Genomic DNA, 26,897 nt, shown 5'->3' on the forward strand with positions numbered 1-26,897 from the left:
GAAAGGGTAGGTGTCGTGACCACCGCCCAAGCCCAGGAGCTCGACGTACAGCCGTCGCCCCTCGCCCTGCTGCTGCTCGGCCGTGAGGCCGACCCGAGGAGCGAGCGCGGCGTGGAGTGCCCCGGTGATCTGCCCTCCCCCTCCGACCCGGACCTGGTCGCCCGCGCCCGCGCGGCCAAGGAGAAGCTCGGGGACAAGGTCTTCGTGCTCGGTCACCACTACCAGCGTGACGAGGTCATCCAGTTCGCCGACGTCACGGGCGACTCCTTCAAGCTGGCCCGGGACGCCGCCGCGCGCCCGGAGGCCGAGTACATCGTCTTCTGCGGTGTGCACTTCATGGCCGAGTCCGCGGACATCCTGACCTCCGACGACCAGAAGGTCGTCCTGCCCGACCTCGCGGCCGGCTGCTCCATGGCCGACATGGCCACCGCCGAGCAGGTCGCCGAGTGCTGGGACGTGCTGACCGAGGCGGGCGTGGCCGAGCAGGTCGTACCTGTCTCGTACATGAACTCCTCCGCCGACATCAAGGCGTTCACCGGCAAGCACGGCGGCACCATCTGCACCTCCTCCAACGCGCGGCGGGCGCTGGACTGGGCCTTCCAGCAGGGCGAGAAGGTGCTGTTCCTGCCCGACCAGCACCTCGGCCGCAACACCGCCGTGCGGGACATGGGCATGTCGCTGGAGGACTGCGTCGTCTACAACCCGCACAAGCCGAACGGCGGGCTGACGGCGGAGGAGCTGCGCGCCGCGAAGATGATCCTGTGGCGCGGGCACTGCTCGGTGCACGGCCGCTTCAGCCTCGACTCGGTGAACGACGTGCGCGAGCGCATCCCGGGCGTCAACGTCCTGGTGCACCCCGAGTGCCGGCACGAGGTGGTCGCCGCGGCCGACCACGTCGGGTCGACGGAGTACATCATCAAGATGCTGGAGGCGGCGCCGGCCGGGTCCAAGTGGGCCATCGGGACCGAGCTGAACCTCGTACGACGGCTGGCGAACCGTTTCGCCGGGGAGGGCAAGGAGATCGTCTTCCTGGACCGGACGGTGTGCTTCTGCTCGACGATGAACCGGATCGACCTGCCGCACCTGGTGTGGACGCTGGAGTCGCTGGCCGAGGGCACGCTGGTCAACCGGATCGAGGTGGACAAGGAGACGGAGGCGTTCGCGAAGCTGGCGCTGGAGCGGATGCTCGCGCTTCCTTAACGGGTGTTTCCCACCCACTCGCCCTTACGCCGTTCCTCGTACCGAGGCCCCGCCCGGCACCTGCTCAGGTGCCGGGCGGGGCCTCGGTCGTTCCGGTCAGACCTGCGCCGGTTCCTTCGTCGGTTCCGGCTGGGGCGGGACGCCGCCCTTCTTCGCCGCGCGCTTCTTCGCGCGGCGCTCCTTGCGCAGTTCCAGCATCGCGTAGAGCGTCGGGACCAGCAGGAGGGTGAGCAGGGTGGAGGTGACCAGGCCGCCGATCACCACGACCGCCAGCGGCTGGGCGATGAAGCCGCCCTCGCCGGTGACGCCCAGGGCCATCGGCAGCAGGGCGAAGATGGTCGCCAGGGCCGTCATCAGGATGGGCCGCAGCCGGTGCCGGCCGCCCTCGACGACCGCCTCGACCACTCCGTAGCCCTGCTCGCGGTACTGGTTGATCAGGTCGATCAGCACGATCGCGTTGGTGACGACGATGCCGATCAGCATCAGCATGCCGATCATGGCCGGGACGCCCATCGGGGTGCCCGTGGCGATCAGCAGGCCGAGGGCGCCGGTCGCCGCGAACGGGATGGAGACCAGCAGGATCAGCGGCTGGGCCAGCGAGCGGAACGTGCCGACCAGCAGCATGAACACGATCGCGATGGCCGCCAGCATGGCCAGGCCGAGGTTGGCGAAGGCGTCGTCCTGGTCGGCGGTGACGCCGCCGATCTCGGCGGTGGCCCCGGTCGGCAGGTCCAGGGCGTCGATCTTCGACTGGAGTTCGGTGCCGACCGCGCCGGTGTTGTCACCGGTCGGCTTGGCGGTGATGGTGGCCGCGCGCTGGCCGTCGATCCGGGTCATCGACACGGGACCGTCCACCACCTCGACGGTGGCGATGTCGCCGAGCTTCACCGGGCCCAGGCGCAGCGCCTTGAGTTCGGCGACGGTGTCGGCGGGCTTGGCGGAGGTGATGACGACGTCCCGCTCGGTGTCGTCCAGGACCGCCTTGCCGGCGGTGGTGCCGCGCACGGCCTGGGTGACGGCCGCGCCGAGCGTCTGGTCGGTGAACCCGGCCGCGGCGGCACGGGAGTCGGCCTTGACGGAGACGCGGGGCACGCTCTGCGCCAGGTCGCTGGTGACGTCGGTGACGTCGTCCAGCCCGGCGACGGTCTCGCGGACCTCCTCGGCAGCCTTGCGCAGCGTCTCGGGCTCGGACGCCTTGACGACGACGCTGAGGTCCTGGCTGCTGAAGCCGTCCCCGGCGGCGACGGTGGTGGTGCCGATGCCGTCGAGCTTGCCGAGCCCGGCCTCGATGTGGTCCTGGACGTCCTCGAAGGACGCCGAGTCCTCCAGCATGACCTGGTACGACGCCTGGTTGGTGTCGGTGCCGCCGCCGAAGGCCGCCATCCAGCCGGAGGAGCCGACCGTGACCTGGTAGTCCTTGACGCCGTCGGTGCCGGCCAGGAGCTTCTCGACCTTCTTCGCCTGGGCGTCGGTCGCCGCCAGGCTGGTGCCGGGCTTCAGTTCCTGCTTGACGTTGAGGACCTTCTGCTCGCCCTGGTCGAAGAAGTTGGTCTTCAGCAGCGGGGCCATGCCGAAGGTGCCGACCAGGACGACGACCGCGATGGCCACGCTGGTCAGACGGCGCCGGGTGGCGAACCGCAGGACGGGGACGTAGCAGCGCTGGAGACGACTCCTGGACTCCTTCTCCTCGGCCAGCCGGCGGGCCTCCTCGGCGTCCTCCGGGGTGCCCTTGGGGGCGCGCAGGAACCAGTACGACAGGACCGGCACGACCGTCAGCGACACCAGCAGGGAGGCGAGCAGGGCGGCGGTCACGGTGAGGCTGAAGGAGCCGAACAGCTCGCCGACCATGCCGCCGACCAGGCCGATCGGCAGGAACACGGCGACGGTGGTGAGGGTCGAGGAGGTGACCGCGCCGGCCACCTCGCGGACCGCCTTGAGGATGGCCTCCTGGCGTTCCTCGCCGTAGCCGAGGTGGCGCTTGATGTTCTCCAGGACCACGATCGAGTCGTCGACGACCCGGCCGATGGCGATGGTCAACGCGCCGAGGGTGAGCATGTTCAGGGACAGGTCGCGGGTCCACAGCACGATCAGCGCCAGCACCACCGACAGCGGGATGGAGACGGCGGTGACGAGGGTGGAGCGGACCGAGGCCAGGAAGACCAGGATGACGATGACGGCGAACAGCAGTCCGAGGGCGCCCTCGGTGGTCAGGCCCTCGATGGCCTTGGACACCGCCGGGCCCTGGTCGCTGACGACGGTGAGCGTCGCGCCGGAGCCGAGGTCCTCGCGCAGGCCGGGCAGCTTGTCCTCGACCGCGTCGGAGATGGCGACCGCGCTGCCGTCGTGGTCCATGGTGACGGCGACGGCGAGGCTGGGCTTGCCGTTGGTGCGGGTCAGGGAGTCGGCCTTGGCCTCCTTCTCCTCGACGGTGGCGAGGTCGCCGAGCTGGACCGGCTTCTTCACGCCCTCGCCGGTGATCATCAGGTCCTCGATCTGGCGCACCGAGGTGAAGGCGCCGCCGACCTGGACGGTGCGGTTGGCGCCGCCCTCGTCGAAGGAGCCCGCCGGGACGCTGGCGCCGCCGGACTGGAGGGCCTGGGCGAGGGTCTGCGTGGTGACGCCGGCCCTGGCCAGCTTCGCGTCGTCGGGGGTGACGGCGACCTGGAGGTCACGGACGCCGTCGACGGTGACCCGGCCGACGCCGTCGATGTCCTCCAGCGCGGGCACGACCGTGCGGTCGAGGCGGTCGGCGAGGGCCTGCTGGTCCTCACCGGAGGTCACGGAGAGCACGACGGTCGGGATGTCGTCGGTGGAGCCCGCGACGACCTGCGGGTCCACGTCGTCCGGCAACTGGGCGCGGGCCCGGTTGACGGCCTGCTGGACATCGGCGACGAGCTGCTGGGTGTCGGGCCCGTAGTCGAAGGACGCCATGATCACGGCGTTGCCCTCGCTGGCGGTGGAGGTGACGCCCGAGATCCCGTCGACCGCTTCGAGGTTGTCCTCGATGGGTTCGACGATCTGCTTCTCGACCACGTCCGGCGAGGCTCCCTGGTAGGGGGCGATCACGGACACCATGGGCAGTTCGATGGTGGGCAGCAACTGCTGCTTGAGCTGGGGGATCGCGATCGCCCCGAAGACGAGCGCGATGATCGACATCAGCCCTATGAGGGCCCGTTGCGCGAGGCTGAATCTCGACAGCCAGGACATGGGTCAGGGTCTCTCTTCTGTGGCCTGAGCGGAGGACGGGCACATGACGGGCGCCCACTCCACACCCTGACCCATCACCGGGCCCCGTTCCCTAGACCCCCAGGTCCATTTCCGCGACCCGGGCGTACTCCCGCCGCAGTACGCCCGGACCGCGCTCACTCCACCCTCGGACGGACCAGCCCCGACTCGTAGGCGACGACCACCAACTGGGCCCGGTCGCGGGCGCCCAGCTTGGCCATGGCCCGGTTGACGTGTGTCTTCACGGTGAGCGGGCTGACCTCCAGCTTCTCGGCTATCTCGTCGTTGGAGCGGCCGCCGGCCACCTGGACCAGCACCTCCCGCTCCCGTCCGGTCAGCGACTGAAGGCGTTCGGCGCGGGCGGGGTCGCGGTCCTCGTCGGCGGTGCCTTCCTGGGCGAGGAAGCGGGCGATCAGGCCCTTGGTGGCGGCCGGCGACAGCAGCGCCTCGCCGCCCGCCGCGACCCGGATGGCGCTGAGCAGTTCCTCCGGTTCGGAGCCCTTGCCGAGGAAGCCGGAGGCGCCCGCACGCAGCGAGCGCACCACGTAGTCGTCGACCTCGAAGGTGGTCAGGATGACGACCCGGACCTGGGCGAGGGCGGGGTCGGCGCTGATCATGCGGGTGGCGGCGAGGCCGTCCGTGCCGGGCATCCGGATGTCCATCAGGACGACGTCGGCGCGCCGCTCCTTGGCCAGCGTCACCGCCTCGGCGCCGTCGGACGCCTCGCCGACCACCTCCATGTCGGGCTCGGAGTCCACCAGGACCCGGAAGGCGCTGCGCAGCAGGGCCTGGTCGTCGGCGAGCAGGACCCGGATCGTCATACGTCGTTCCCCCGCGCGTTCGTTCCACTGGTGACCGGCAGGATCGCATGGACCCGGAAGCCGCCCCCGTAGCGGGGGCCGGTGGTGAGGGTGCCGCGCACCGCGGTGACCCGCTCGCGCATCCCGAGCAGTCCGTGGCCGCCGCCCGCCGCGGGGTCCGGGGGCTGGACGGTGCCGTCGTCCAGGACGGTGATCTCGATGTTCGGGCCCACCCGGACGACGCTGACCTCGGCCTTGGCGCCGGGCCCGGCGTGCTTGCGCACGTTGGTGAGGGCCTCCTGGACGACGCGGTAGGCGGCGAGGCCGACGGCGGTGGGCAGGGTGGTGTCCTGGTCGGCGCGAGCGACCTCGACCTGGAGTCCGGCGTTGCGGAAGGTGCCGGCGAGTTCGTCGAGGCGGTCCAGGCCGGGGGCGGGTTCGGTGGGGGCCTCCGGGTCGCCGGACTGGCGCAGCAGGCCGACGGTGGCGCGCAGTTCGTCCAGCGCGGAGCGGCTGGCCTCGCGGACGTGCGCGAGGGCCTCCTTGGCCTGGTCGGGCCGCTTGTCCATGACGTGCGCGGCGACCCCGGCCTGCACGTTGACCAGCGCGATGTGGTGGGCGACGACATCGTGCAGGTCGCGGGCGATGCGCAGCCGTTCCTCGGCGACCCGGCGGCGGGCCTCCTCCTCGCGGGTCCGTTCGGCCTTCTCGGCGCGTTCCCGGATGGCCCGCACGAAGGCGCGGCGGCTGCGGACGGCGTCCCCGGCGGTGGCGCCGATGCCGGTCCAGGCGAAGACGGCGAGGTTCTCCTGGGCGTACCAGGGCAGCGGGCCGGCGAGCATGGCGGCGCCGGTGAGGACGCCCATGCTGAGCAGTCCGGCCCGCCAGGTGGTGGGGCGGTCGGTGGCGGCGGCGACGGTGTAGAGGGCGATCACGGCGGACATCACGACGGGGGCGCGGGGGTCGCCGGTGACGGACTCGGCGACGGAGAGGGCGCCGGTGCACGCCAGGACCGTGATCGGGGCGCGGCGGCGGAAGACCAGGGCGGCGGCGCCCAGCGTCATCAGCACCAGGCTGAGCGGGTCGGGGGGGCGCATCCCCCAGGTGACGCCGTCGGGGCCGTGGCCTTCGACGAAGGAGCCGGCCACCATGCAGACCAGGACACCGGCCGCCAGGGCCGTGTCCAGGGCCCAGGGGTGGGCGGCCAGTCGGCGCCGGGCGCGGCTGAGGGTGCTCACGGCCCTCCACGGTAGCGCCGCGGACGGTGGTGCCGGTGCCGTGCGGTCAGGTGCCGCCCGGGATCAGTCCGTCGTCGCTCAGCAGTTCCCGTACGTCCTCCAGGGTCGCGTCCTCGGCGGGGAGGATCAGTTCCGACGGTTCGAGGGAGTCGTCGGGGAGCGGGACGCCCAGTTCGCGGACCTTGGCGAGCAGGGCCGCGAGGGTGCGGCGGAAGCCGGGGCCGTCGCCGTTCTCCATCTCGGCCTGGAGTTCGTCGTCGAGTCCGTCCAGCTCGGTGAGGTGGCTGTCGGCCAGTCTCACCTGTCCCTCCCCCATGATCCGTACGATCATGTCGCCCTCCTCGGCGTGCGCCCTGCGCGGGCTACTGCTTGTCGAACCGCGGGGTGTCCTGCGGCTGCTGCTGCGCCTGCCGGTCCTGGTCGCCGCCCTCGATGGCCTGCTGGCCGCCGGCGGTGCCACCGGCCAGCTCGGCCTTCATGCGCTGCAGTTCCAGCTCTACATCCGTACCACCGGAGAGCCGGTCCAGCTCGGCCTGGATGTCGTCCTTGTGCATCCCGGAGGGGTCGTCGAGGGCACCGGAGGCGAGCAGTTCGTCGATGGCGCCGGCCCGTGCCTGGAGCTGGGCGGTCTTGTCCTCGGCCCGCTGGATCGCCAGGCCCACGTCGCCCATCTCCTCGGAGATGCCGGAGAACGCCTCGCCGATCCGGGTCTGCGCCTGGGCGGCGGTGTACGTCGCCTTGATCGTCTCCTTCTTGGTGCGGAAGGCGTCGACCTTGGCCTGCAGGCGCTGGGCCGCCAGAGTGAGCTTCTCCTCCTCGCCCTGGAGGGTGGCGTGCTGCGTCTCCAGGTCGGTCACCTGCTGCTGGAGGGCGGCGCGGCGCGAGAGCGCCTCGCGGGCCAGGTCCTCGCGGCCCAGCGCGAGCGCCTTGCGGCCCTGGTCCTCCAGCTTGGAGGACTGCGACTGGAGCTGGTTGAGCTGGAGCTCCAGGCGCTTGCGGCTGGTCGCCACGTCGGCGACACCGCGGCGCACCTTCTGGAGCAGCTCCAACTGCTTCTGGTACGAGTAATCGAGGGTCTCGCGCGGGTCCTCGGCCCGGTCAAGGGCCTTGTTCGCCTTCGCGCGGAAGATCATCCCCATACGCTTCATCACACCGCTCATGGGCTTCGCGCGCCCCCTTCTGACGGACTTCGGCTCCAGCACCTGCGACAGAACCCACAGTACGGGCCCTGCATCCATTACCGCACTGTTCGGGGACTGATGCGCTCATCCCCAAGGACGACTGCGTACGCTTCCGGTCCGGCGTAGGGAGTAGGTGACGATCAGGGTGTACGCAACGTCCCCTCTGCCCCCCCTAGGAGACGACCGGCGTTGCGGGATCGTTCCCCGCCGGGCTGTGGTCCATGCGGGCCAAGCCCTTACCCTTGGGTTTTGTGTTCCGTAGCCGTGCCAAGGAAGAGAAGGCCGTGAGCGTCGTCAAGACACCGGCCGACTCCAAGCAGCCCCGCGACCCGCAGGCCCCCAAGGGTCGCCCGACGCCCAAGCGCAGCCAGGCCCAGAGCCAGCGCCGCAGCGTCGCGAATACGTCGACGACCCGCAAGGAGGCCGCCAAGCGGCAGCGTGAGGAACGCCGTGCCGCGATGGAGCGGCAGCGCCAGGCGCTCGCCAGCGGCGACGAGCGGTTCCTGCCGGCCCGGGACAAGGGTCCGGTCCGCAAGTTCGCCCGGGACTTCGTCGACTCGCGGTTCAACATCGCGGAGTGGTTCCTGCCGATGGCCGTGGTCATCCTGGTGCTGAGCATGGTCCAGGTGGCCCCGCTGCAGAACGTGGCGCTGCTGCTGTGGCTGGTCGTGATCGTGCTGATCGTGCTCGACTCGGTCTTCACCGCGGTCCGGCTGAAGAAGGCCCTGCGGGAGCGTTTCGCCGACGAACCCAAGCGCGGCGCGGTCGCCTACGCGCTGATGCGCTCCCTCCAGATGCGTCGGCTCCGGCTGCCGAAGCCGCGGGTCAAGCGCGGGGAGCGGCCCTGACCGGGACGCCGTCCGCCGGGGACGCGGCGCACCGCTGGCTCGGCGGGACGGGCGGGGTGCGCGACGTCGTCCGCCAGGAGCTGGTGGCCCGGCAGCTCGACGAGCAGATAGCCGGGCGGTTCCCGGTCGGCCGGCGGCTGCGCGTGCTGGACGTCGGCATGGGGCGGGGCACCCAGACGCTGCGGCTGGCCCGAGCCGGGCACCAGGTGACCGGCCTGGAGCGGGACCCGGCGATGATCGCCGCCGCCCGCGAGACGCTCGCCGGGGAGCCCGAGGGCATCCGGGAGCGGATGCGGATCATGGAGGGCGACGGCCGGGACACCGGTGTGCACTTCCGTCCGGGCAGCTTCGACGTGGTCCTCTGCCACGGTGTGCTGATGCATGTCGCGGAGCCCGACCCGGTCCTCGCGGGGCTGGCCCGGATGCTCGCCCAGGGCGGGCTGCTGTCGCTGGTGGTCCGCAACGGCGACGCGCTCGCGATGCGGCCGGGCCTGTACGGCGACTGGGCCGGCGCGCTCGCCGCCTTCGGGACCACCGCCTACCGCAACCGGCTGGGCCTGGACGTCCGCGCGGACCGGCGGGCGGCGCTGACCGCGACCCTCGCGGGGATCGGCGCCCCGCTGCACACCTGGTACGGCGTGGGGGTCTTCACGGACACCGCCCCGGACGGCGCGGCCCCGCCCGCCGACATGGAGACGCTGCTCGCGGCGGAGGAGCGCGCGGGGCGCACGGACCCCTACCGCGGTGTCGCGGCCCTGCTGCACCTGTGCGGCGTACGGGGCTGAGCGGGGCCCGTTCGGGTGCCCACCGCGCGCCGCGGGGGCGCCGCCTGGCGAGACTGCGGGCATGGACGTCTCCCGCCGCCGTGCCGCACGGCTCGCCTCCGCCGCCGGTCTGCTGTGCCTCGTGCCGCCGGCCGCGGGCTGTTCCGTCCCAGGCGCCCCCGGCGAGCGGCCGGAGGGGACCGCGGCGCGGGCCGCCGCCGTGCCGCGCGCCGCGGCCGACCTGCAGAGCGACTACCTGAGGGTGATCGGCGACGTGCTGCCCTCGGTGGTGCAGATCCAGGGCAGCCAGGACCTGGGGTCCGGGGTGGTGTACGACGACAAGGGGCACGTCGTCACCAACGCGCACGTCGTCGGGGACGAGCGGACCTTCCGGGTGACCACCGCCAACAGCGAGGACCCGCTGCGCGCCACGCTGGTCTTCTCCTACCCCGAGCAGGATCTCGCCGTCGTGAAGCTGGACCGGGTGCCGGACGGCGTCAAGGCGGCGCGGTTCGGGGACTCCGGGAAGGTCCGGGTCGGGCAGATCGTGCTGGCGATGGGCTCGCCGCTCGGGCTGTCCTCCAGCGTGACGCAGGGCATCGTCTCCGCGACCGGGCGGACCGTCACCGAGAGCAGTTCCGGCGGCGGTACGGGCGCCACGATCGGGGACATGGTGCAGACCTCGGCGGCCATCAACCCCGGCAACAGCGGCGGCGCCCTGGTCGACCTGGACGGGCGGGTGATCGGCATCCCGACGCTCGCCGCGACCGACCCGGGCCTCGGGGACAGCGCGGCGCCCGGCATCGGGTTCGCGATCCCGGCGTCGATGGTGCGCACGGTCGCCGGCCAGATCGTCCGGGACGGGAAGGTGACCGACTCGGGCCGGGCCGCGCTGGGCATCACCGGCCGTACGGTCGTCGACGGCGACTACCGGGCCGCCGGGGTGGCCGTCGTCGAGGTGCGCGAGGGCGGCGCGGCGGCCGACGCGGGGCTGCGGGAGGGGGACGTCATCACCGGGGTGGGCGGCAGCGAGGTCACCACGATCACCTCGCTCACCGAGGCGCTGGCGTCGCGGGAGCCGGGCGAGCGGACGAAGGTGACGTTCACCCGGGACGGTGATGAGCGGACCGTCGAGGTGACGCTGGGCGAGCAGTGACGCCGGGCGAGCGGTGACGCCGGGCGCGCGGCGGCGCCGGGCGCGCGGTGACGCCGGGCGCGCGGTGACGCCGGGCGGGTGGCGGCGGGCCGGACGCCCTGATGCCCGGCAGTGCGGTGCGGGCCCGGGGCGGCCGGGAGGCGGCCGCCCCGGGCGGGGCCGTCAGGCGTCCTCGGCGTGCAGGCTCATCGGGCCGTAGATCTCCGTGGCGTCCTCGAACAGCCGAACCTGGTCCGTGCCGCCCTCCTTCAGGTCCTTCCAGTGCTCCCCGATCCACGACTCGGCGTCCCCTTGCGTCGTGAACTCCTCGGGCTGCACCGCGGGCTGGACCTCCGTCCCGTCGGCCGTCTCGAACCGCCACGTCCATGCCGCCATGTACGCCTCCAAGATGTGAGCACATGCAGAACGGAAGCCGGATCTTGGTCCGGCTCCCGGTCGCAGCCTATGTGCTGGGACCGGTACCCCACAGGACGGTTCCCGCTCCTCGGGGGACCTCGGACGCGCAGGTCCCGCGGTGACCGGCGAAAATCGGGGCGTGGACGTCACTCTGCTAGGCACCGGTGCCCCCGCGGGGCTACCCCGCCCCGACTGCCCCTGCGCGGCCTGTGCCGTCGCGCAGGGGCCGCACGCCCGCGCCGCGACGGCGCTGCTCGTCGACGGGGCGGTGCTGCTCGACCTGACACCGGGGGTCGCGTTCGCCGCCGCGCGGGCCGGGCACTCGCTGAGCGGCGTCGGGCAGGTGCTGCTGTCGCATCCGCACGACGGGCCCGCGGTGGAGGCGCCGGCCGGGCTGCCGCACCCCGGGCGGGTGCCGGACGGGCGGGAGCTGGCGCTGCTGACCGGGCACCGGGTGCGGGCGGTGGCGCTGGACGCGCCCGGCACGGGGTACGCGGTGACCGGCCCGGACGGGGCGAGGCTGCTGTACCTGCCGCCGGGCGGGGCGCCCGCCGGGCCGGAGGAGCCCGCCGACGCCTACGACCTGGTCCTCGCGGACGTCGTGGGCCGGCCGGACGCGCTGGCGAGGCTGCGGGCGGTGGGCGCGGCGGGTCCGGCCACCGACGTCGTCGCCGTCCACCTCGACCACGACGTGCCGCCCGGCCCCGAGCTGCGGCGGCGGCTCGCGGCGGCGGGCGCGCGGGCGGTGCCGGACGGCACGACGCTGACCGTCGGGTCGTACGAGGAGGTACCGGACGTACCGCGCCGGACGCTGGTGCTGGGCGGGGCCCGGTCGGGCAAGTCGGTGGAGGCGGAACGGCGGCTGGAGTCCTTCCCCGACGTGCTGTACGTGGCGACCGGCGGCACCCGGGGCGGGGACACCGAGTGGGCGGCGCGGGTCTCGGCGCACCGGGAGCGGCGCCCCGGTTCCTGGCGGACGGCGGAGACCTGCGACCTGGTGCCGCTGCTGGCCGAGGACGGGCCGCCGCTGCTGATCGACTGCCTGTCGCTGTGGCTGACGGACGCGATGGACGCCGTCGGGGCGTGGGACGACGCCGAGTGGGCGGGCGGCGGGGAGCGGGCGCTGAAGCTGCGCACCCGGGAGCTGACCGACGCGGTGCGCGCCACCCGCCGCACGGTCGTCGCCGTCTCCAACGAGGTCGGCTCGGGCATCGTCCCGGCCACCGCCTCGGGCCGCCGCTACCGCGACGAACTCGGCCGCCTCAACGCGGCGTTCGCCGCGGAGTGCGAACACGTCCTGCTGGTGGTGGCGGGGCAGGCGCTGGTGCTGCGGGGCCCGGACAGGCCCTAACGGCGGGCGAGGACGCGGTGGCCGGCGGGGGTGGTGAGCAGGGTGCAGCCCGCGGCGGTCAGTTCGGTGTGCAAGCGGGCGGCGGGGCGGGCCGTGGGCGGGATGAGGAGCAGGGCGCGGGGGTCGGCGGTGTCGATCAGGAGGTGGCCGCCGGGGCGCAGGACGTGCAGGGCGGCGCGGAGTTCGGCGCGCGGATCGGGGCTGCGGTCCAGGTGCAGCAGGCTGACGACGTCGTAGCGGGCGCGCAGCAGGGCGGTCAGGTGCGGGTCCGTCAGCCGGCCGAGGTACGCCTCCTCGACGTGCCCGGCGGCGCGGGCGCGCAGCACGCGGTGGGTGAGGTCGAGGCCGTCGAACGCGGTGTACGGCAGCGACCGGCGTGCCGTGCGCGGCAGTCCGGCGTCGCCGGTGCCCACGTCGAGCCAGCTCTCCGGTTCCCGGCAGTGCCGCAGCACCGCGCGGACGGCCAGCCGGTGCCGGAGCCGGACGGCGGCCCGGACGGGGCGGCCCTCGGGGCGTTCCACCCCGGGGCTGGGCGGCGGGTTGCGGAAGGCGTGGCGGCAGTCCCGGCAGACGGCGAGGGCCGGCCGGCCCGGCACGGGCCCTCCGCGCGGCGAGGAGCGCAGCCGGCGGGAGCCGCACCAGGGGCAGTCCTCGCGGTGCGGGGCGTACGGCGGTGGGGGCGGGGCCGCGGCCGGCGGGACGGCGGGGGACGGCGGCGCGGTCATGGGCGGCTCCCGGGCGGACGTATGACATTCCTGGCGAAACGGAACGTATGGGATGCCGGTGGTGGGTGCAACGGCGCCGCTCGGGGGCGGCCGGGATGTGCCCTCGGTCGCGGGCGATCGCGGCCGGTACTGTTCGGCGAATGAGCTCGCTGAATCTCGACGACTTCACCGATCTGATCGAGCGCCCGGACGGCGGGGTCCGCCGCGACGCCGAGGCGCGCCGGGAGCGTCTGGTCGTGCCGCCCGGGGCGCTGGGCCGCCTGGACGACCTGGGCGAGTGGCTGGCCGCGGCCCGGTCCGCCGTGCCGGTGCGGCCGGTCGAACGGCCGCGGGTGGTGCTCTTCGCCGGCGACCACAAGGTCGCCGAGCTGGGCGTCTCGGCCCGCCCTGCGAGCAGCGCCGGGGAACTGGTCCGCGAGGTGCTGGCGGGCGGGCGGCCGGTGTCCGTGCTGGCCCGGCGGCTCGGCGTGCCGGTGCGGGTCGTCGACATGGCGCTGGACTGCGACCCGGCGACGCTGCCCGCCGAGGTGGTACGGCACCGGGTGCGGCGCGGCGGCGGACGGATCGACGTGGAGGACGCGCTGACCCTGGAGGAGGCCGAGGCGGCCTTCCGGGCGGGGGTCGCGATCGCCGACGAGGAGGCCGACTCCGGTACGGACCTGGTGATCCTCGGCGATGTGAGCGTCGGCGGCACCACGGCGGCGGGCGTGCTGGTGGCGGCGCTGTGCGGGACCGACGCCTCGGTCGTCACCGGGCGCGGCGGGCTGGCCATCGACGACCTGGCCTGGATGCGCAAGTGCGCGGCGATCCGGGACGCGCTGCGCCGGGCCCGGCCGGTGCTCGGCGACCAGCTCCGGCTGCTGGCGACGGTGGGCGGCGCCGACCTCACGGCGATGACGGGCTTCCTGCTGCAGAGCGCGGTACGGAAAATGCCGGTGATCCTGGACGGGGTGGTGACGGCCGCCTGCGCGCTGGTCGGCCAGCGGATCGCGTTCCGCGCCCCGGACTGGTGGCTGGCGGCCCACGACAGCGGGGAGCCCGGCCAGGCCAAGGCCCTGGACCGGATGGCCCTGGAGCCCCTGCTCGCCCAGGGCGTACGCGTCGGCGAGGCCACGGGCGCACTGCTCGCCCTCCCCCTGGTGCAGGCGGCGGCGTCCCTGGCGGCGGAACTCCCGGAACGCCCCGAGGAGCCGGAGTCGCCGGAGTCGCCGGAGACCCTGGAGACCACGGAGACGACCGGGACCACGGAGACGGCAGGGACGGCCGGGACGGCCGGGACCACGGAGACGGCCGGGACGACCGGGACCGCCGGCACCGCCGGGACCGCCGGGACCACGGAGACGACCGGGACCGCCGGGACGGCCGGGCCCGCCGAGACCGCGAAGGCCCCGGCCGCCACCGGCGAGGAGGCGTAACCGCCGGTTCGGGCGTCGCGGCGGGCCGGGCCCCGGACCGGGCCCCGGACCGGGCACCGGGCACCGGGCGATCGGGGCCGGTGGATAGGCTGCGTCGGTGTTCAGGTCAGTTTCCGACGGGGTCCGTTTCGCGTTCGGCACGCTCACCGTGTTCCCGGTCCGGGTGACCCGCTGGGACCGGCCGGCCGCACGCGGCGGCATGGTGTGCGCGCCGCTCGCCGGGCTGGCCGTCGGCTGCTGCGCCGCCGCCCTCGGGGCGCTGCTGCTGCTCCTCGGCGCGGGCCCGCTGCTCGCCGCCGTCGCCACCGCCGCGGTACCGGCGGCGCTCACCCGCGGGCTGCATCTGGACGGGCTGGCCGACACCGCGGACGGGCTGGGCAGCGGCAAGCCGGCCGAGGACGCGCTGCGGATCATGAAGCAGTCGGACATCGGGCCGTTCGGCGTGATCACCCTCGTGCTGGTGCTGCTCGCCCAGGTGGCCGCGCTGGCGCGGGCGTACGAGGACTCCTGGGCCCGGGGCGCGGTCGCCGCCGTGGTCTCGGCGGCCGCCGCCCGCCTCGCGCTGACCCTCGCCGCCCGGACCGGCGTGCCGCCCGCCCGCCCGGGGGGACTGGGCGCGGCCGTCGCCGGAACCGTCCCGGCCCGGACGGCGCTGGCCGTCGCCGCGGCCGGCACGGCGCTGGCCGCGGCGGCGGGCGCGCTGCTCGGACCGTACGACGCGGCACGGGCCGCGCTGGCCGTGCTCGGCGCCCTGGCCGGCGCCGAACTGCTGCTGCGCCACTGCCGCGGCCGTCTCGGCGGCGTCACCGGCGACGTCTTCGGCGGGCTCGCGGAGACGGCGGCCACCATCGCGCTGGTCGTCCTCGCCCTCGGCTGACCGGCCGGCACCCGTGCGCGGGCATGAGGGAAGGGGCCCGCGAGCGTAGGCTCGTGCCGGGCTTTCGCCCGCCCAGGTGGAGACCGCATCGCAGGAGGGATCTAGGGTCGGTTGTCGGGCCCGGTCGACCCACCGCATTCGGCCACACACCGGCACTTCACCGGAATTCATACGGAAGCGAGATTTCACCACCGTGACTGCTCTCACTCTCAGCACCTCCGCGGCGCCCGGCCTGCGGGTCGACGCGATCGTGATCGGGGTCGCCAAGGGCACCGCGTCCAGCGCCAGGGGCGGCCTGGTCGTCGCGCCGGGCGCCGAGGCCGTGGACAAGGCGTACGACGGCGGGCTGGCCGGCGTCCTGGAGACCCTCGGCGCGTCCGGGGCCGAGGGCGAGGTGACGAAGGTGCCGGCACCGGCCGGTTTCAAGGCGCCGCTCGTGGTGGCGGTGGGCCTGGGCACCGCGCCCGAGAAGGACGCCGGTTACGACGGCGAGGCCCTGCGCAGGGCCGCCGGTGTCGCCGCCCGCGCCCTGACCGGAGCGAAGAAGGCCGCGTTCGCGCTGCCGCTGGCCGACGCCGCCGACGCCGGTGCCGTCGGCGAGGGCGTGCTGCTCGGCGCGTACGTCTTCGACGCCTACAAGGACACCGGCAAGGACGCCAAGGCCAAGAACGGCAAGGCGCCGCTGGCCGAGGCCGTGCTGCTCGGCGGCAAGCCCCGCGACAAGGCGTACAAGGCCGCGCTGGAGCGCGCCGCCGCCGTCGCCGAGGAGCTGAACCGGGCCCGCGACCTGGTCAACACCCCGCCCAACGACCTCGACCCCGAGGCGTTCGCCGCCATCGCGCAGGCCGCCGCCAAGGAACACGGCATCAAGGTGCAGGTGCTCGACGAGAAGGCGCTCACCAAGGGCGGCTACGGCGGCATCCTCGGCGTCGGCGCCGGTTCGGCGGCCGGGCCGCGGCTGGTGAAGCTGTCGTACACCTCGTCCAAGGCGAAGAAGTCCCTCGCCTTCGTCGGCAAGGGCATCACCTACGACTCGGGCGGCATCTCGCTCAAGCCCGCCGGGCACAACGAGACGATGAAGTGCGACATGGCCGGTGCCGCCGCCGTGTTCGCCGCGGTCGTCGCCGCCGCGCGGCTCGGCCTGGAGGTCAACGTCACCGGCTGGCTGGCGCTGGCCGAGAACATGCCCTCCGGTTCCGCCACCCGCCCGGGTGACGTGCTGCGGATGTACAGCGGCAAGACCGTGGAGGTGCTCAACACCGACGCCGAGGGGCGCCTCGTCCTCGCCGACGCGCTGTGGGCGGCCTCGCAGGAGCAGCCGGACGCGATCGTGGACGTGGCCACGCTGACCGGCGCGATGATGCTGGCGCTGGGCAGCCGGACGTTCGGGATCATGGCCAACGACGACGCGTTCCGCGCCGCGGTGCACGAGGCGGCCGAGGAGGTCGGGGAGCCGGCCTGGCCGATGCCGCTGCCGGAGCACCTGCGCAAGGGCATGGACTCCCCCGTCGCCGACATCGCCAACATGGGTGAGCGGATGGGCGGCGGGCTGGTCGCCGGCCTGTTCCTGCGCGAGTTCGTGGGCGAGGGGATCTCCTGGGCGCACCTGGACATCGCGGGCCCGGCGTTCAACGAGAGCGGGCCGTTCGGGTACACGCCCAAGGGAGGCACGGGTACGGCGGTGCGGACGCTGGTACGGCTGGCGGAGTTGACCGCCGCGGGCGATCTGGGCTAGGGCGCCCGGCAGCCCGGGGGCGCGGGTGATCGCGCGGGTGCGGGTCCGCCGCGGCCCGTCGCGCAGTTCCCCGCGCCCCCGGGCGTGAACGTGCTGTGTCTCACACCCCGGCCCGGCGTCTCGTCGGGGGGCCGCAGGTGCGAAGATGGGGTTCGGCAGGACAGGGCCCCACCCAGGGCCGAAGAACGAGCGGCCGGACACCAGCCGCCTGCCGGTCAGCGAAGACCGGCGTACGGCGCACATGCATGGAGGACGTGACGTGGCGAACGACGCCAGCACCGTTTTCGACCTAGTGATCCTCGGCGGTGGTAGCGGTGGTTACGCCGCGGCCCTGCGCGGGGCGCAGCTTGGTCTGGACGTCGCCCTGATCGAGAAGGGCAAGGTCGGCGGCACCTGCCTGCACAACGGCTGCATCCCCACCAAGGCGCTGCTGCACGCCGGTGAGATCGCCGACCAGGCCCGCGAGAGCGAGCAGTTCGGTGTCAAGGCCACCTTCGAGGGCATCGACATCGCGGCGGTCCACAAGTACAAGGACGATGTGATCTCCGGCCTGTACAAGGGCCTGCAGGGTCTGATCGCCTCCCGCAAGGTGACGTACATCGAGGGTGAGGGCAAGCTGTCCTCCCCCACCTCCGTCGACGTGAACGGCCAGCGGGTCCAGGGCCGCCACATCCTGCTGGCGACCGGCTCCGTGCCGAAGTCGCTGCCCGGCCTGGAGATCGACGGCAACCGCATCATCTCCTCCGACCACGCCCTCACCCTGGACCGCGTGCCGAAGTCCGCGATCGTCCTGGGCGGCGGCGTCATCGGCGTCGAGTTCGCCTCCGCGTGGAAGTCCTTCGGCACCGACGTCACCGTCATCGAGGGCATGAAGCACCTCGTCCCGGTCGAGGACGAGAACAGCTCCAAGCTGCTGGAGCGCGCCTTCCGCAAGCGCGGCATCAAGTTCAACCTGGGCACCTTCTTCGAGAAGGCCGAGTACACCCAGGACGGTGTCAAGGTCACCCTCGCCGACGGCAAGGAGTTCGAGGCCGAGATCCTGCTCGTCGCCGTCGGCCGCGGCCCGGTCTCGCAGGGCCTGGGCTACGAGGAGGCCGGGGTCGCCATGGACCGCGGTTACGTCCTGGTCGACGAGTACATGCGGACCAACGTGCCGACCGTCTCCGCCGTCGGCGACCTGGTGCCCACCCTCCAGCTCGCGCACGTCGGCTTCGCCGAGGGCATCCTGGTGGCGGAGCGGCTGGCCGGTCTGAAGGTCGTCCCGATCGACTACGACGGTGTCCCGCGGGTGACGTACTGCCACCCCGAGGTCGCCTCCGTGGGCGTCACCGAGGCCAAGGCCAAGGAGGTCTACGGCGCGGACAAGGTCGTCACCATCAAGTTCCCGCTCGGCGGCAACGGCAAGAGCCGGATTCTGAAGACCGCGGGCGAGATCAAGCTCGTCCAGGTCAAGGACGGTGCCGTGGTCGGCGTCCACATGGTCGGCGACCGCATGGGCGAGCAGGTCGGCGAGGCCCAGCTCATCTACAACTGGGAGGCGCTGCCCGCCGAGGTCGCCCAGCTCATCCACGCCCACCCCACGCAGAACGAGGCGCTGGGCGAGGCCCACCTGGCCCTGGCCGGCAAGCCCCTGCACATGCACGACTGACGCCTTCGGTCATCGGGCGCGACGACACAGACTTCCGCAATTCGTTAGGAGCAACCGAAACCATGGCGGTTTCCGTAACCCTGCCGGCGCTCGGCGAGAGCGTCACCGAGGGCACCGTCACCCGCTGGCTGAAGGCCGAGGGTGAGCGCGTCGAGGCCGACGAGCCGTTGCTCGAGGTCTCGACCGACAAGGTCGACACCGAGATCCCGGCCCCCGCCTCCGGCGTGCTGTCCTCCATCAAGGTCGCCGAGGACGAGACGGTCGAGGTCGGCGCCGAGCTGGCGCTGATCGACGACGGGTCCGGCGCCCCGGCGGCGGAGCCGGCCCCGCAGGCCGAGCAGGTCGCCGAGCCGGCTCCCGAGCCGGCGCCGGCCGCCCCCTCCACCGAGCAGGCCGCCCCGGCGCCCGCTCCCACCGCCGAGGCCAGCTCCGGCGGCGGCTCCGCCGAGGGCACGGACGTGGTCCTGCCCGCGCTCGGCGAGTCCGTCACCGAGGGCACCGTCACCCGCTGGCTGAAGTCGGTCGGTGACACCGTCGAGGCCGACGAGCCGCTGCTGGAGGTCTCCACCGACAAGGTCGACACCGAGATCCCGGCGCCCGCCTCGGGCACGCTGCTGGAGATCGTGGTCGGCGAGGACGAGACCGCCGAGGTCGGCGCCAAGCTCGCCGTCATCGGCGAGGCGGGTGCCGCTCCGGCCGCCGCCCCGGCCGCCCCCGAGGCGCCGGCCCAGCCCGAGCCCGCCCCGGCCCCGCAGGCGCAGGCCGCGCCGCAGGCGCCGACGGCTCCGGCCCCGCAGCAGCAGGAGACCCCGGCTCCCGAGCCGGTCCCCTCCGCCCCGGCGCCCGCCCCGGCCGCCGCTCCGGCCCCGGCCGCCGCTCCGGCTCCGGCCCCGGCCCAGGCCCCGGCCGCCCAGGCCCCGGCTCCGGCCGCCGCCAAGCCGGCCGACGACGGTGCCTACGTCACCCCGCTGGTGCGCAAGCTCGCCGCCGAGAACGGCGTCGACCTGTCCACCGTCTCGGGCAGCGGCGTGGGCGGCCGCATCCGCAAGCAGGACGTCATCGCCGCCGCCGAGGCCGCGAAGGCCGCCAGTGCCGCCCCGGCGCCGGCCGCCGCCGCTGCCCCGGCCGCCAAGCAGGCGCCGAAGCTGGAGGCGTCGCCGCTGCGCGGCCAGACCGTCAAGATGCCGCGCATCCGCAAGGTCATCGGCGACAACATGGTCAAGGCGCTGCACGAGCAGGCGCAGTTGTCCTCGGTCGTCGAGGTCGACGTCACGAAGCTGATGAAGCTGCGCGGCCGGGCCAAGGACGCGTTCGCGGCCCGCGAGGGCGTCAAGCTCTCCCCGATGCCGTTCTTCGTCAAGGCCGCGGCCCAGGCGCTGAAGGCCCACCCGGCCATCAACGCCAAGATCAACGAGGCCGAGGGGACCATCACCTACTTCGACACCGAGAACATCGGTATCGCGGTGGACTCCGAGAAGGGCCTGATGACCCCGGTCATCAAGCGCGCCGGCGACCTGAACATCGCCGGTATCGCCAAGGCCACGGCCGAGCTGGCGGGCAAGGTCCGGGCCAGCAAGATCACCCCGGACGAGCTGTCCGGCGCGACCTTCACCATCTCCAACACCGGGTCGCGCGGCGCGCTGTTCGACACGATCATCGTGCCGCCGGGCCAGGTCGCGATCCTCGGCATCGGCGCGACGGTCAAGCGCCCCGCCGTGATCGAGACGGAGGAGGGCACGGCCATCGGCGTCCGCGACATGACGTACCTGACCCTGTCCTACGACCACCGCCTGGTGGACGGTGCCGACGCCGCGCGTTACCTGACCGCGGTCAAGGCCATCCTGGAGGCGGGCGAGTTCGAGGTCGAGCTGGGCCTCTGACCCCCACGGTCCCCGCGGCGCCCCCGTCCGGAGCTTTCCGGGCGGGGGCGCCGTCGGTTCTGCGCACCCCCGCGTGTAAGCCTCGTCTCACCTGCGCGAAAGCCCCCGTATGCGCCCTTCCGCCGGAGGCCGACGGCCGTATTGTCTAAACGTCAACGCCCCAGGGGGCCGGAACGGGCCCCTCCCTAAGGAGCCCTTCATGACCGCGCCCGTCGTCCACTCGCTGCGCGAGCAGATCCGCGAGCACATCCTGGAGGGGATCATCAGCGGGCGCTGGCAGCCGGGCGAGCGGATCGTGGAGCGGCGGATCGCCACCGAGCTGGAGGTCAGCCAGACGCCGGTGCGGGAGGCGCTGCGCGAGCTGGAGTCGCTGCGGCTGATCGAGTCGGCGCCGAACAAGGGCGTACGGGTGCGCAATCTGACCGCCGCCGACCTGGAGGAGAGCTACCCGGTCCGGGCCGGTCTGGAGGCGATCGCGGCGGAGCTGGCGGCGGCGAGGCTGGCCGAGGACTGCTCGGCCCTGGAGCCGCACGTCGGCGCGCTCTACGAGGCGGACCGGATGGCCGACGGCACGGCGCAGGTCAGGCACACGGTCGGTTTCCACCGGGAGCTGGTGCGGGCGGCGGGCAACTCGGTGCTGCTGCACACCTGGGAGGGGCTGGGCATCGAGGTCTTCACCGCGCTGTCGATCCGCTGGCTGGGGACGGTGCAGCAGTCGTACGCCGAGGAGCACGAGGAGCTGGTCGCCGCCTTCAAGCGCCGCGACCCGCGGATCGCGGACCTGGTGAAGTCCCATGTCCTGGGGTGTGCTCCCCGCGCCTGAGGGAGTTCCGCGGTCGGCCACGACGCACCCGCGTCAGAAGCCGCACCTCACCTGCGAAAACCGTCACCCCGTGCCACCGTCGGAGACACCCCGTGCCGACTTTCCCGTGATCCGGGGATTTTCGCCCCGCACCCTTTGATCGATCATCGATCAGCGAGTTACAGTCACCGACGTGCTCCCACCGGAGCCGCACGCCCTGTCCTGCCAAAGACACAAGGGCACCCCCCCTTCGACTGAGGAAGGCGGCGACATGACCGACCCCTACGCCATCCAGCCGAGCGCGCTCGACCAGCTCCCCGACCGGGACCCGGAGGAGACCGCCGAGTGGCAGGCCTCCCTGGACGCCGTCGCCAAGGCGGCCGGGCCGCACCGTGCCGCGTACCTGATGCGGCGCACGCTGGAGCGTGCCGAGGGAGCCGGCGTCGCACTGCCGAAGCTCCTCGAGACGGACTACGTCAACACCATCCCCACCTCCGCCGAGCCCGTCGTCGACGGCGACGAGGAGATGGAGTCCCGGATCACCGCCTGGAGCCGCTGGAACGCGGCGGCGATGGTGACCCGCGGCAGCAAAGCCGGCGTCGGCGGCCACATCGCCACCTTCGCCTCCGCGGCCTGGCTCTACGAGACCGGCTTCAACCACTTCTTCAAGGGCAAGGAGGGGGACGGCTCCGGCGACCAGCTCTACATCCAGGGCCACGCCTCCCCCGGCATCTACGCCCGCGCCTTCCTCGACGGCCGGCTGACCGAGGACCACCTCGACAACTTCCGCCGCGAGTCCGGCGGCAACGGCCTGCCCTCCTACCCGCACCCCCGGCGGCTGCCCTGGCTGTGGGAGTTCCCCACCGTCTCCATGGGCCTGGGCCCGCTCTCCGCGATCTACCAGGCGCGGTTCAACCGCTACCTGACCGCCCGCGGCATCAAGGACACCTCCGCCTCGCACGTGTGGGCGTTCCTCGGCGACGGCGAGATGGACGAGCCGGAGTCGACGGCGGCACTCGCGCTCGCCTCCCGCGAGGGCCTGGACAACCTGACCTTCGTCATCAACTGCAACCTGCAGCGCCTGGACGGCCCGGTCCGCGCCAACTTCAAGATCGTGCAGGAGCTGGAGGCCCAGTTCCGCGGCGCCGGCTGGAACGTCGTCAAGACGCTGTGGGGCACCGCCTGGGACGAGCTGTTCCAGCTCGACACCACGGGCGCGCTGGTACGCCGACTGCGCGAGGTACCCGACGCGCAGGTCCAGACGTACCAGACCCGCGACGCGGCCTACATCCGCCAGGACTTCTTCGGCGCCGACCCGGCGCTGGCGGAGATGGCGAAGCTGCTGAGCGACGACAAGATCATCGAGTGTTTCCACACCTCGCGCGGCGGCCACGAGGCCCGCAAGGTGTACGCCGCGTACCGGGCGGCGCTGGCCCACAAGGGCGCGCCGACCGTGATCCTGGCGCAGACCGTCAAGGGCCACACCCTCGGTGAGGGCTTCGCGTCGAAGAACGCCAACCACCAGATGAAGAAGCTGACGGTGGACGAGTTCAAGGCGATGCGCGACCGCCTCGGCCTGCCGATCAAGGACAGCGACTTCGTCGACGGCGTGGTCCCCTACGGCCACCCGGGCGCCGGCTCCCCCGAGGTCCGCTACCTCCAGGAGCGCCGCGCCGCCCTCGGCGGTCCGGCCCCGGCCCGCCGTACGCACCCGCTGCCCGCGCTGCCCGCCCCGGCCGAGAAGGCGTTCACCGCCTTCGACAAGGGCTCCGGCTCGCAGAACGTGGCGACCACCATGGCCTTCGTCCGCCTGGTCAAGGACCTGGTCCGCGACAAGCAGACCGGCAAGCGCTGGGTGCCGATCGTCCCCGACGAGGCGCGCACCTTCGGCATGGAGTCGCTCTTCCCGTCGCTGGGCATCTACTCGCCCAAGGGCCAGACGTACGAGCCGGTCGACCGTGACCAGCTCATGTACTACAAGGAGGCCGAGAACGGCCAGATCCTCAACGAGGGGATCACCGAGGCCGGTTCGATGGCCGACTTCATCGCCGCGTCCACCGCGTACGCGACGCACGGCGAGGCGATGATCCCGTTCTACATCTTCTACTCGATGTTCGGCTGGCAGCGCACGGCCGACCAGATGTGGCAGCTCGGCGACCAGCTCGGCCGCGGCTTCCTCATCGGCGCCACCGCCGGGCGCACCACGCTGACCGGCGAGGGCCTCCAGCACGCCGACGGCCACACCCCGGTGATCGCCGCGACCAACCCGGCGGCGCTGACGTACGACCCGGCGTTCGCCTACGAGATCGCCGTCCTCGTCAAGGAGGGCCTGCGCCGGATGTACGGCGAGGCCAAGCCGGGCGAGGACCAGAACGTCTTCTACTACCTGACGGTCTACAACGAGCCGCTGCCGCAGCCCGCCAAGCCGGCCGGCCTCGGCATCGACGAGGGCATCGTCAAGGGCCTGTACCGCTTCAACACCGCGGAGTCCGCGGGCCTGACCCCGGTGGCGAACGCCCCCCGTCTCCAGCTCATGGGTTCGGGTACGGCGATCCACTGGGCGCTGAAGGCGCAGAGGCTGCTCGCCGAGGAGTGGGGCGTGGCCGCCGACGTGTGGTCCGCGACCTCCTGGACCGAGCTGCGCCGGGACGCGATGGAGGCCGACGCGGCGCTGCTGCGCGGCGAGGACCGGGTGCCGTACCTGCGGCAGGCGCTGCAGGGCGCCGAGGGTCCGGTGCTGGCGGTCTCCGACTACATGCGCCAGGTCCCGGACCAGATCGCGCAGTGGGTGGAGCAGGACTGGTCCTCGCTGGGCGCCGACGGCTTCGGCCTGTCGGACACCCGTGAGGACGCCCGCCGCCACTTCGGTGTCGACGCGGAGTCCGTGGTCGTCGCGGCGCTGGCCCAGTTGGCCCGGCGCGGCGAGGTCAAGGCGACGGCCGTGAAGGAGGCGCGCGAGCGCTACGGCCTGTGACAGCCTCTTCGTGAGGAGGCCCCCGCCGCCCGGCGGGGGCCTCCCGCGTTTCCTGCATGATGTGGGCCATGCGTGCTGCCCGCCTCATCAAGATGGTGCTGTTGCTCCAGTCCCGGCCCTCGATGACCGCCGCCGAGCTGGCCCGGGAGCTGGAGGTGTCCGAGCGGACCGTCACCCGGGACGCGCAGGCCCTGTCGGAGGCGGGCGTGCCGGTGTACGCGGACCGGGGCCGGGCGGGCGGGTACCGGCTGATCGGCGGGTACCGGACCCGGCTGACGGGGCTGGCCCGCGGCGAGGCGGAGGCGCTGTTCCTGTCGGGGGTGCCGGGGGCGCTGCGCGACATGGGCCTGGCGGACGCGGCGTCGGCGGCCCGGCTGAAGGTGTCGGCGGCGCTGCTGCCGTCGCTGCGGGACGCCTCCCGGACGGCCGCGCAGCGTTTCCACCTGGACGCGCCGGGCTGGTTCACCGAGCCGGAGACGCCCGAGCTGCTGCCCGCGGTGGCGGACGCGGTGTGGGACGACCGGCGGATCACCGCCCGCTACCGGCGCGGCGAGAGCGAGGTCGAGCGGGTGCTGGAGCCGTACGGGCTGGTGCTGAAGGCGGGGGTCTGGTACCTGTGCGCGCGGGTCGCGCGGGACGCCGGCGGCGGGTCCTTCCGGGTCTACCGGATCGACCGGTTCCGCTCGGTGGCGGCGGACGGGGAGCGGTTCGCGCGGGACGAGGAGTTCGACCTGCCCGGGTTCTGGGCGGAGCGGGCGGAGCAGTTCGCGCTGTCGATCCTGCGCGCCGAGGTCGTCCTGCGGCTCTCCCCCGAGGGCGTGCGGCGACTGCCGTACGCCGTGGACCCGCCGGCCGCGCGGCGGGCGCTCGAGGCGGCGGGGCCGCCCGGCGCGGACGGGTGGGTGACGGTGACGCTCCCGGTGGAGTCGGCGGAGGTCGCCCACAGCCAGCTCCGCGCGCTCGGCCCGGAGGCGGAGGTGCTGGCCCCGGAGGAACTGCGCGCCCGGTGCGCGGCGGACGCCCGGCGCCTGGCCGCGCTGTACGGCCAGTGACACGGGGCCGGTCCGGGGTGATCCCGGGGTGAGCCCGGGGTGACTTCGGGGAGATCCAGGGCGGGAGATAACGATCTGTGGGCTCCGCGTGCGTCCCGCCCGCCCAGGGCCGATGCTGGACCCGTGATGGACGAGACGGAGTTCTGGGAGCTGATCGACTCCTCCCGCCGGGGTGCGGAGGGCGACCCCGAGGAGCAGGCCGACCTGCTGGTGGAACGGCTCTGCCGGCTGGACCCGGAGGCGGTCCTGGACTTCGCCCGCCACTTCGAGGCGCGCTACAACCGCGCGTACACCTGGGATCTGTGGGGCGCCGCCTGGGTCCTGCTCGGCGGCGCCGGCGACGACGCCTTCGACTTCTTCCGCTGCTGGCTGATCGGCCAGGGCCGGGAGGTCTACGAGGGCGCGGTGCACGAGCCGGACGCGCTCGCGGAGCTGCTGGACGACTTCGACGAGGAGGTCGACGGCGACGGCGAGGACCTCGGTTACGCGGCCGACGAGGCGTACGAGCAGCTCACCGGCACCGTCGCCCCCGACCTCGGGCTGGCGCCCGCGCCCGCGGAGCCGGTGGGGGCGCCGGTCGACCTGGAGGACGACCGGGCCCTCGCCGAGCGGTTCCCCCGGCTGTGGGAGCGGTTCGGGGACTGAGGGCCCCGGGGTTCCCTCACGCCGGGCGGCGTCGGGCCGGCCGGCGGGCAGGTCGTCATCGGTCGTCATGGTCCCCGCCTCCGGCCGGCTTCCGGCAGCGACCGCAGGGGGCCGGGATCGGAGGGGGCTGCCCGGTCGCTGTGCCGGGCCTGCGGGTGGCGGCCCCGGTGCTGGAGGCCGGCCGCGCGCTGCCGGATCTCGGGCAACCGGGCGCGCAGGGCGGCGCCGGGGCAACTGGTCTGGTACCCCTCGTCGTGACCGGCGACGGCGGGCAGCGTGGCGGTGGCGCCGGCGGCGTACCGGCTGAGGCCGTTGCTGGAGACCAGGCGGACCCGGCCGCGCGGGTCGGTGCCGGAGGGGCCCAGCTTCCAGGCGGCCAGCGCGGCGATCGCGTCGGTCAGCGCGTCCGGCACGGGCACCCCGGCGGTGAAGGTGCCGAGCGCGGCGATGCCGGTGGTGCGGTGGTTGAAGCCCTGGGTGTGGGCGCCGGTGACGGCCCGGTCGACGCCCCCGGCGCGGCCCTCGTAGATGGTGCCGCAGCGGTCGACGACGAAGTTGTAGCCGAGGTCGTCCCAGTCGCGGACGCCGGTCTGGCCGGTGTAGATGTCGCGCAGGATGCGGGGCGTGTCGGCGCAGTCGTAGCCGTTGGGCGTGTCGGTGTGGTGGACGAAGACGGCGACCACCTCGTCGTCGTAGCGCGGCGGCGGCTGCTCGCGGCCGGCGTCGCCCAGCCAGACGGACCGGGGGACGACGGGCGGCCGGGGGGCGGTGTACCCGCCGGTCTCCTGCGCGGAGCGGGGCCGTCCGGCGGTGGTGCGCTCGGCGCCGCCCGCGTACAGCAGCAGCGCGACCACGGCGGCGAGGCCGGGCAGGGCGCCCAGCAGCACCAGCGCGGGGACCGGCAGCCGGGCCCGGCGCCGTCCGCGCGGCCCGCGCCGCCTTCGCTGCACACCCATGCCACCCACTGTCCGGTGGTTCCGGCGCC

Annotated in this window: 21 protein-coding genes and 1 pseudogene; 14 read left to right on the forward strand and 8 right to left on the reverse strand. The window is 73.7% G+C overall.

Annotated elements, in window-relative coordinates:
• Positions 1–15 precede the first annotated feature (15 nt).
• On the forward strand, positions 16–1,200 hold the full coding sequence (gene nadA, locus ACFY32_RS08650; protein ID WP_359193234.1) for a quinolinate synthase NadA: 1,185 nt from the start codon (positions 16–18) through the stop codon (positions 1,198–1,200).
• 96 nt (positions 1,201–1,296) lie between these two features.
• On the opposite strand, the gene ACFY32_RS08655 is transcribed toward nadA, so the two are convergent.
• The 5 genes from ACFY32_RS08655 to ACFY32_RS08675 all read right to left on the reverse strand — a co-directional run bounded on the left by ACFY32_RS08655 (position 1,297) and on the right by ACFY32_RS08675 (position 7,623).
• On the reverse strand, positions 1,297–4,407 hold the full coding sequence (locus ACFY32_RS08655) for an efflux RND transporter permease subunit (RefSeq protein ID WP_390673757.1): 3,111 nt from the start codon (positions 4,405–4,407) through the stop codon (positions 1,297–1,299).
• Between the two features lie 155 nt (positions 4,408–4,562).
• Complete coding sequence (locus tag ACFY32_RS08660; protein WP_359193240.1) at positions 4,563–5,246, reverse strand: response regulator transcription factor; 684 nt, start codon at positions 5,244–5,246, stop codon at positions 4,563–4,565.
• Positions 5,243–6,463 (reverse strand): histidine kinase, encoded by a 1,221-nt coding sequence (locus tag ACFY32_RS08665; protein WP_359193243.1) that lies wholly within the window; start codon positions 6,461–6,463, stop codon positions 5,243–5,245. Before ACFY32_RS08665 ends, ACFY32_RS08660 begins: the two co-directional genes overlap by 4 nt.
• Positions 6,464–6,509: 46 nt before the next feature.
• A complete protein-coding gene (locus ACFY32_RS08670; protein WP_390673758.1) occupies positions 6,510–6,794 on the reverse strand; it encodes a hypothetical protein in 285 nt (94 codons plus the stop codon).
• 31 nt (positions 6,795–6,825) lie between these two features.
• Positions 6,826–7,623 carry a PspA/IM30 family protein gene (locus ACFY32_RS08675; protein ID WP_359193249.1) on the reverse strand — a complete coding sequence of 266 codons (798 nt, stop codon included), beginning with the start codon at positions 7,621–7,623 and terminating at the stop codon, positions 6,826–6,828.
• 272 nt (positions 7,624–7,895) lie between these two features.
• On the opposite strand from ACFY32_RS08675, the gene ACFY32_RS08680 reads away from it, so the two are divergent.
• The 3 genes from ACFY32_RS08680 (at position 7,896) to ACFY32_RS08690 (ending at position 10,412) form a co-directional block, all read left to right on the forward strand.
• On the forward strand, positions 7,896–8,492 hold the full coding sequence (locus ACFY32_RS08680) for a DUF3043 domain-containing protein (protein ID WP_359193252.1): 597 nt from the start codon (positions 7,896–7,898) through the stop codon (positions 8,490–8,492).
• Positions 8,493–8,575: 83 nt separating this feature from the next.
• Complete coding sequence (locus ACFY32_RS08685) at positions 8,576–9,277, forward strand: methyltransferase domain-containing protein (RefSeq protein ID WP_359193326.1); 702 nt, start codon at positions 8,576–8,578, stop codon at positions 9,275–9,277.
• Between the two features lie 61 nt (positions 9,278–9,338).
• Positions 9,339–10,412, forward strand: coding sequence for a trypsin-like peptidase domain-containing protein (locus tag ACFY32_RS08690; RefSeq protein ID WP_359193255.1), 1,074 nt, complete (start codon positions 9,339–9,341; stop codon positions 10,410–10,412).
• A gap of 162 nt (positions 10,413–10,574) precedes the next feature.
• Here the strand turns inward: ACFY32_RS08690 and ACFY32_RS08695 are convergent, their stop codons facing one another.
• Entirely contained in the window at positions 10,575–10,787 is a 213-nt protein-coding gene (locus ACFY32_RS08695) for a hypothetical protein (RefSeq protein WP_190201973.1), read from the reverse strand.
• Positions 10,788–10,947: 160 nt separating this feature from the next.
• On the opposite strand from ACFY32_RS08695, the gene ACFY32_RS08700 reads away from it, so the two are divergent.
• Positions 10,948–12,159, forward strand: a complete 1,212-nt coding sequence (locus ACFY32_RS08700; protein WP_390673759.1) for a bifunctional adenosylcobinamide kinase/adenosylcobinamide-phosphate guanylyltransferase — start codon at positions 10,948–10,950, stop codon at positions 12,157–12,159.
• Here the strand turns inward: ACFY32_RS08700 and ACFY32_RS08705 are convergent.
• Positions 12,156–12,884: a methyltransferase domain-containing protein gene (locus ACFY32_RS08705; RefSeq protein ID WP_390673760.1), complete on the reverse strand. Its 729-nt coding sequence runs from the start codon at positions 12,882–12,884 to the stop codon at positions 12,156–12,158. The genes ACFY32_RS08700 and ACFY32_RS08705 overlap by 4 nt on opposite strands.
• A 140-nt stretch (positions 12,885–13,024) precedes the next feature.
• On the opposite strand from ACFY32_RS08705, the pseudogene cobT reads away from it, so the two are divergent.
• From cobT to ACFY32_RS08750, 9 genes and pseudogenes are all read left to right on the forward strand, one after another.
• Positions 13,025–14,059, forward strand: a pseudogene (cobT, locus tag ACFY32_RS08710) (nicotinate-nucleotide--dimethylbenzimidazole phosphoribosyltransferase); the annotation flags it as partial.
• Between the two features lie 337 nt (positions 14,060–14,396).
• On the forward strand, positions 14,397–15,176 hold the full coding sequence (locus ACFY32_RS08715) for an adenosylcobinamide-GDP ribazoletransferase (protein WP_390673761.1): 780 nt from the start codon (positions 14,397–14,399) through the stop codon (positions 15,174–15,176).
• 193 nt (positions 15,177–15,369) lie between these two features.
• Positions 15,370–16,911 (forward strand): leucyl aminopeptidase, encoded by a 1,542-nt coding sequence (locus ACFY32_RS08720; protein WP_359193269.1) that lies wholly within the window; start codon positions 15,370–15,372, stop codon positions 16,909–16,911.
• Positions 16,912–17,170: 259 nt separating this feature from the next.
• Complete coding sequence (gene lpdA / locus ACFY32_RS08725) at positions 17,171–18,559, forward strand: dihydrolipoyl dehydrogenase (protein WP_359193272.1); 1,389 nt, start codon at positions 17,171–17,173, stop codon at positions 18,557–18,559.
• Between the two features lie 62 nt (positions 18,560–18,621).
• The gene (gene sucB / locus ACFY32_RS08730; RefSeq protein WP_390673762.1) at positions 18,622–20,439 is read left to right on the forward strand and encodes a 2-oxoglutarate dehydrogenase, E2 component, dihydrolipoamide succinyltransferase; all 1,818 of its coding nucleotides are present in this window, start codon (positions 18,622–18,624) and stop codon (positions 20,437–20,439) included.
• Positions 20,440–20,638: 199 nt separating this feature from the next.
• A complete protein-coding gene (locus ACFY32_RS08735) occupies positions 20,639–21,262 on the forward strand; it encodes a GntR family transcriptional regulator (protein ID WP_359193278.1) in 624 nt (207 codons plus the stop codon).
• A gap of 250 nt (positions 21,263–21,512) precedes the next feature.
• Complete coding sequence (gene aceE / locus ACFY32_RS08740; RefSeq protein ID WP_390673763.1) at positions 21,513–24,215, forward strand: pyruvate dehydrogenase (acetyl-transferring), homodimeric type; 2,703 nt, start codon at positions 21,513–21,515, stop codon at positions 24,213–24,215.
• A gap of 68 nt (positions 24,216–24,283) precedes the next feature.
• Positions 24,284–25,267 (forward strand): YafY family protein, encoded by a 984-nt coding sequence (locus ACFY32_RS08745; protein WP_359193284.1) that lies wholly within the window; start codon positions 24,284–24,286, stop codon positions 25,265–25,267.
• A 126-nt stretch (positions 25,268–25,393) separates the two neighbouring features.
• Positions 25,394–25,912: a DUF4240 domain-containing protein gene (locus ACFY32_RS08750; RefSeq protein ID WP_359193329.1), complete on the forward strand. Its 519-nt coding sequence runs from the start codon at positions 25,394–25,396 to the stop codon at positions 25,910–25,912.
• 65 nt (positions 25,913–25,977) lie between these two features.
• On the opposite strand, the gene ACFY32_RS08755 is transcribed toward ACFY32_RS08750, so the two are convergent.
• Positions 25,978–26,868, reverse strand: a complete 891-nt coding sequence (locus ACFY32_RS08755) for a peptidoglycan recognition protein (protein ID WP_390673764.1) — start codon at positions 26,866–26,868, stop codon at positions 25,978–25,980.
• Positions 26,869–26,897: the final 29 nt, after the last annotated feature.

Origin of the sequence: Streptomyces sp. NPDC000134 (assembly GCF_042899225.1) — a bacterium.
Lineage (GTDB): Bacteria > Actinomycetota > Actinomycetes > Streptomycetales > Streptomycetaceae > Streptomyces.

Bases quoted from the DNA above. Each gene is read 5' to 3' on its own strand.
- ACFY32_RS08655 (WP_390673757.1), bottom strand. From the start codon at position 4,407: ATGTCCTGGCTGTCGAGATTCAGCCTCGCGCAACGGGCCCTCATAGGG.
- ACFY32_RS08750 (WP_359193329.1), top strand. From the start codon at position 25,394: ATGGACGAGACGGAGTTCTGGGAGCTGATCGACTCCTCCCGCCGGGGT.
- ACFY32_RS08695 (WP_190201973.1), bottom strand. From the start codon at position 10,787: ATGGCGGCATGGACGTGGCGGTTCGAGACGGCCGACGGGACGGAGGTC.
- ACFY32_RS08735 (WP_359193278.1), top strand. From the start codon at position 20,639: ATGACCGCGCCCGTCGTCCACTCGCTGCGCGAGCAGATCCGCGAGCAC.
- aceE (WP_390673763.1), top strand. From the start codon at position 21,513: ATGACCGACCCCTACGCCATCCAGCCGAGCGCGCTCGACCAGCTCCCC.
- ACFY32_RS08660 (WP_359193240.1), bottom strand. From the start codon at position 5,246: ATGACGATCCGGGTCCTGCTCGCCGACGACCAGGCCCTGCTGCGCAGC.
- ACFY32_RS08745 (WP_359193284.1), top strand. From the start codon at position 24,284: ATGCGTGCTGCCCGCCTCATCAAGATGGTGCTGTTGCTCCAGTCCCGG.
- ACFY32_RS08690 (WP_359193255.1), top strand. From the start codon at position 9,339: ATGGACGTCTCCCGCCGCCGTGCCGCACGGCTCGCCTCCGCCGCCGGT.
- ACFY32_RS08675 (WP_359193249.1), bottom strand. From the start codon at position 7,623: ATGAGCGGTGTGATGAAGCGTATGGGGATGATCTTCCGCGCGAAGGCG.
- ACFY32_RS08670 (WP_390673758.1), bottom strand. From the start codon at position 6,794: ATGATCGTACGGATCATGGGGGAGGGACAGGTGAGACTGGCCGACAGC.
- ACFY32_RS08705 (WP_390673760.1), bottom strand. From the start codon at position 12,884: ATGACCGCGCCGCCGTCCCCCGCCGTCCCGCCGGCCGCGGCCCCGCCC.
- ACFY32_RS08755 (WP_390673764.1), bottom strand. From the start codon at position 26,868: ATGGGTGTGCAGCGAAGGCGGCGCGGGCCGCGCGGACGGCGCCGGGCC.
- sucB (WP_390673762.1), top strand. From the start codon at position 18,622: ATGGCGGTTTCCGTAACCCTGCCGGCGCTCGGCGAGAGCGTCACCGAG.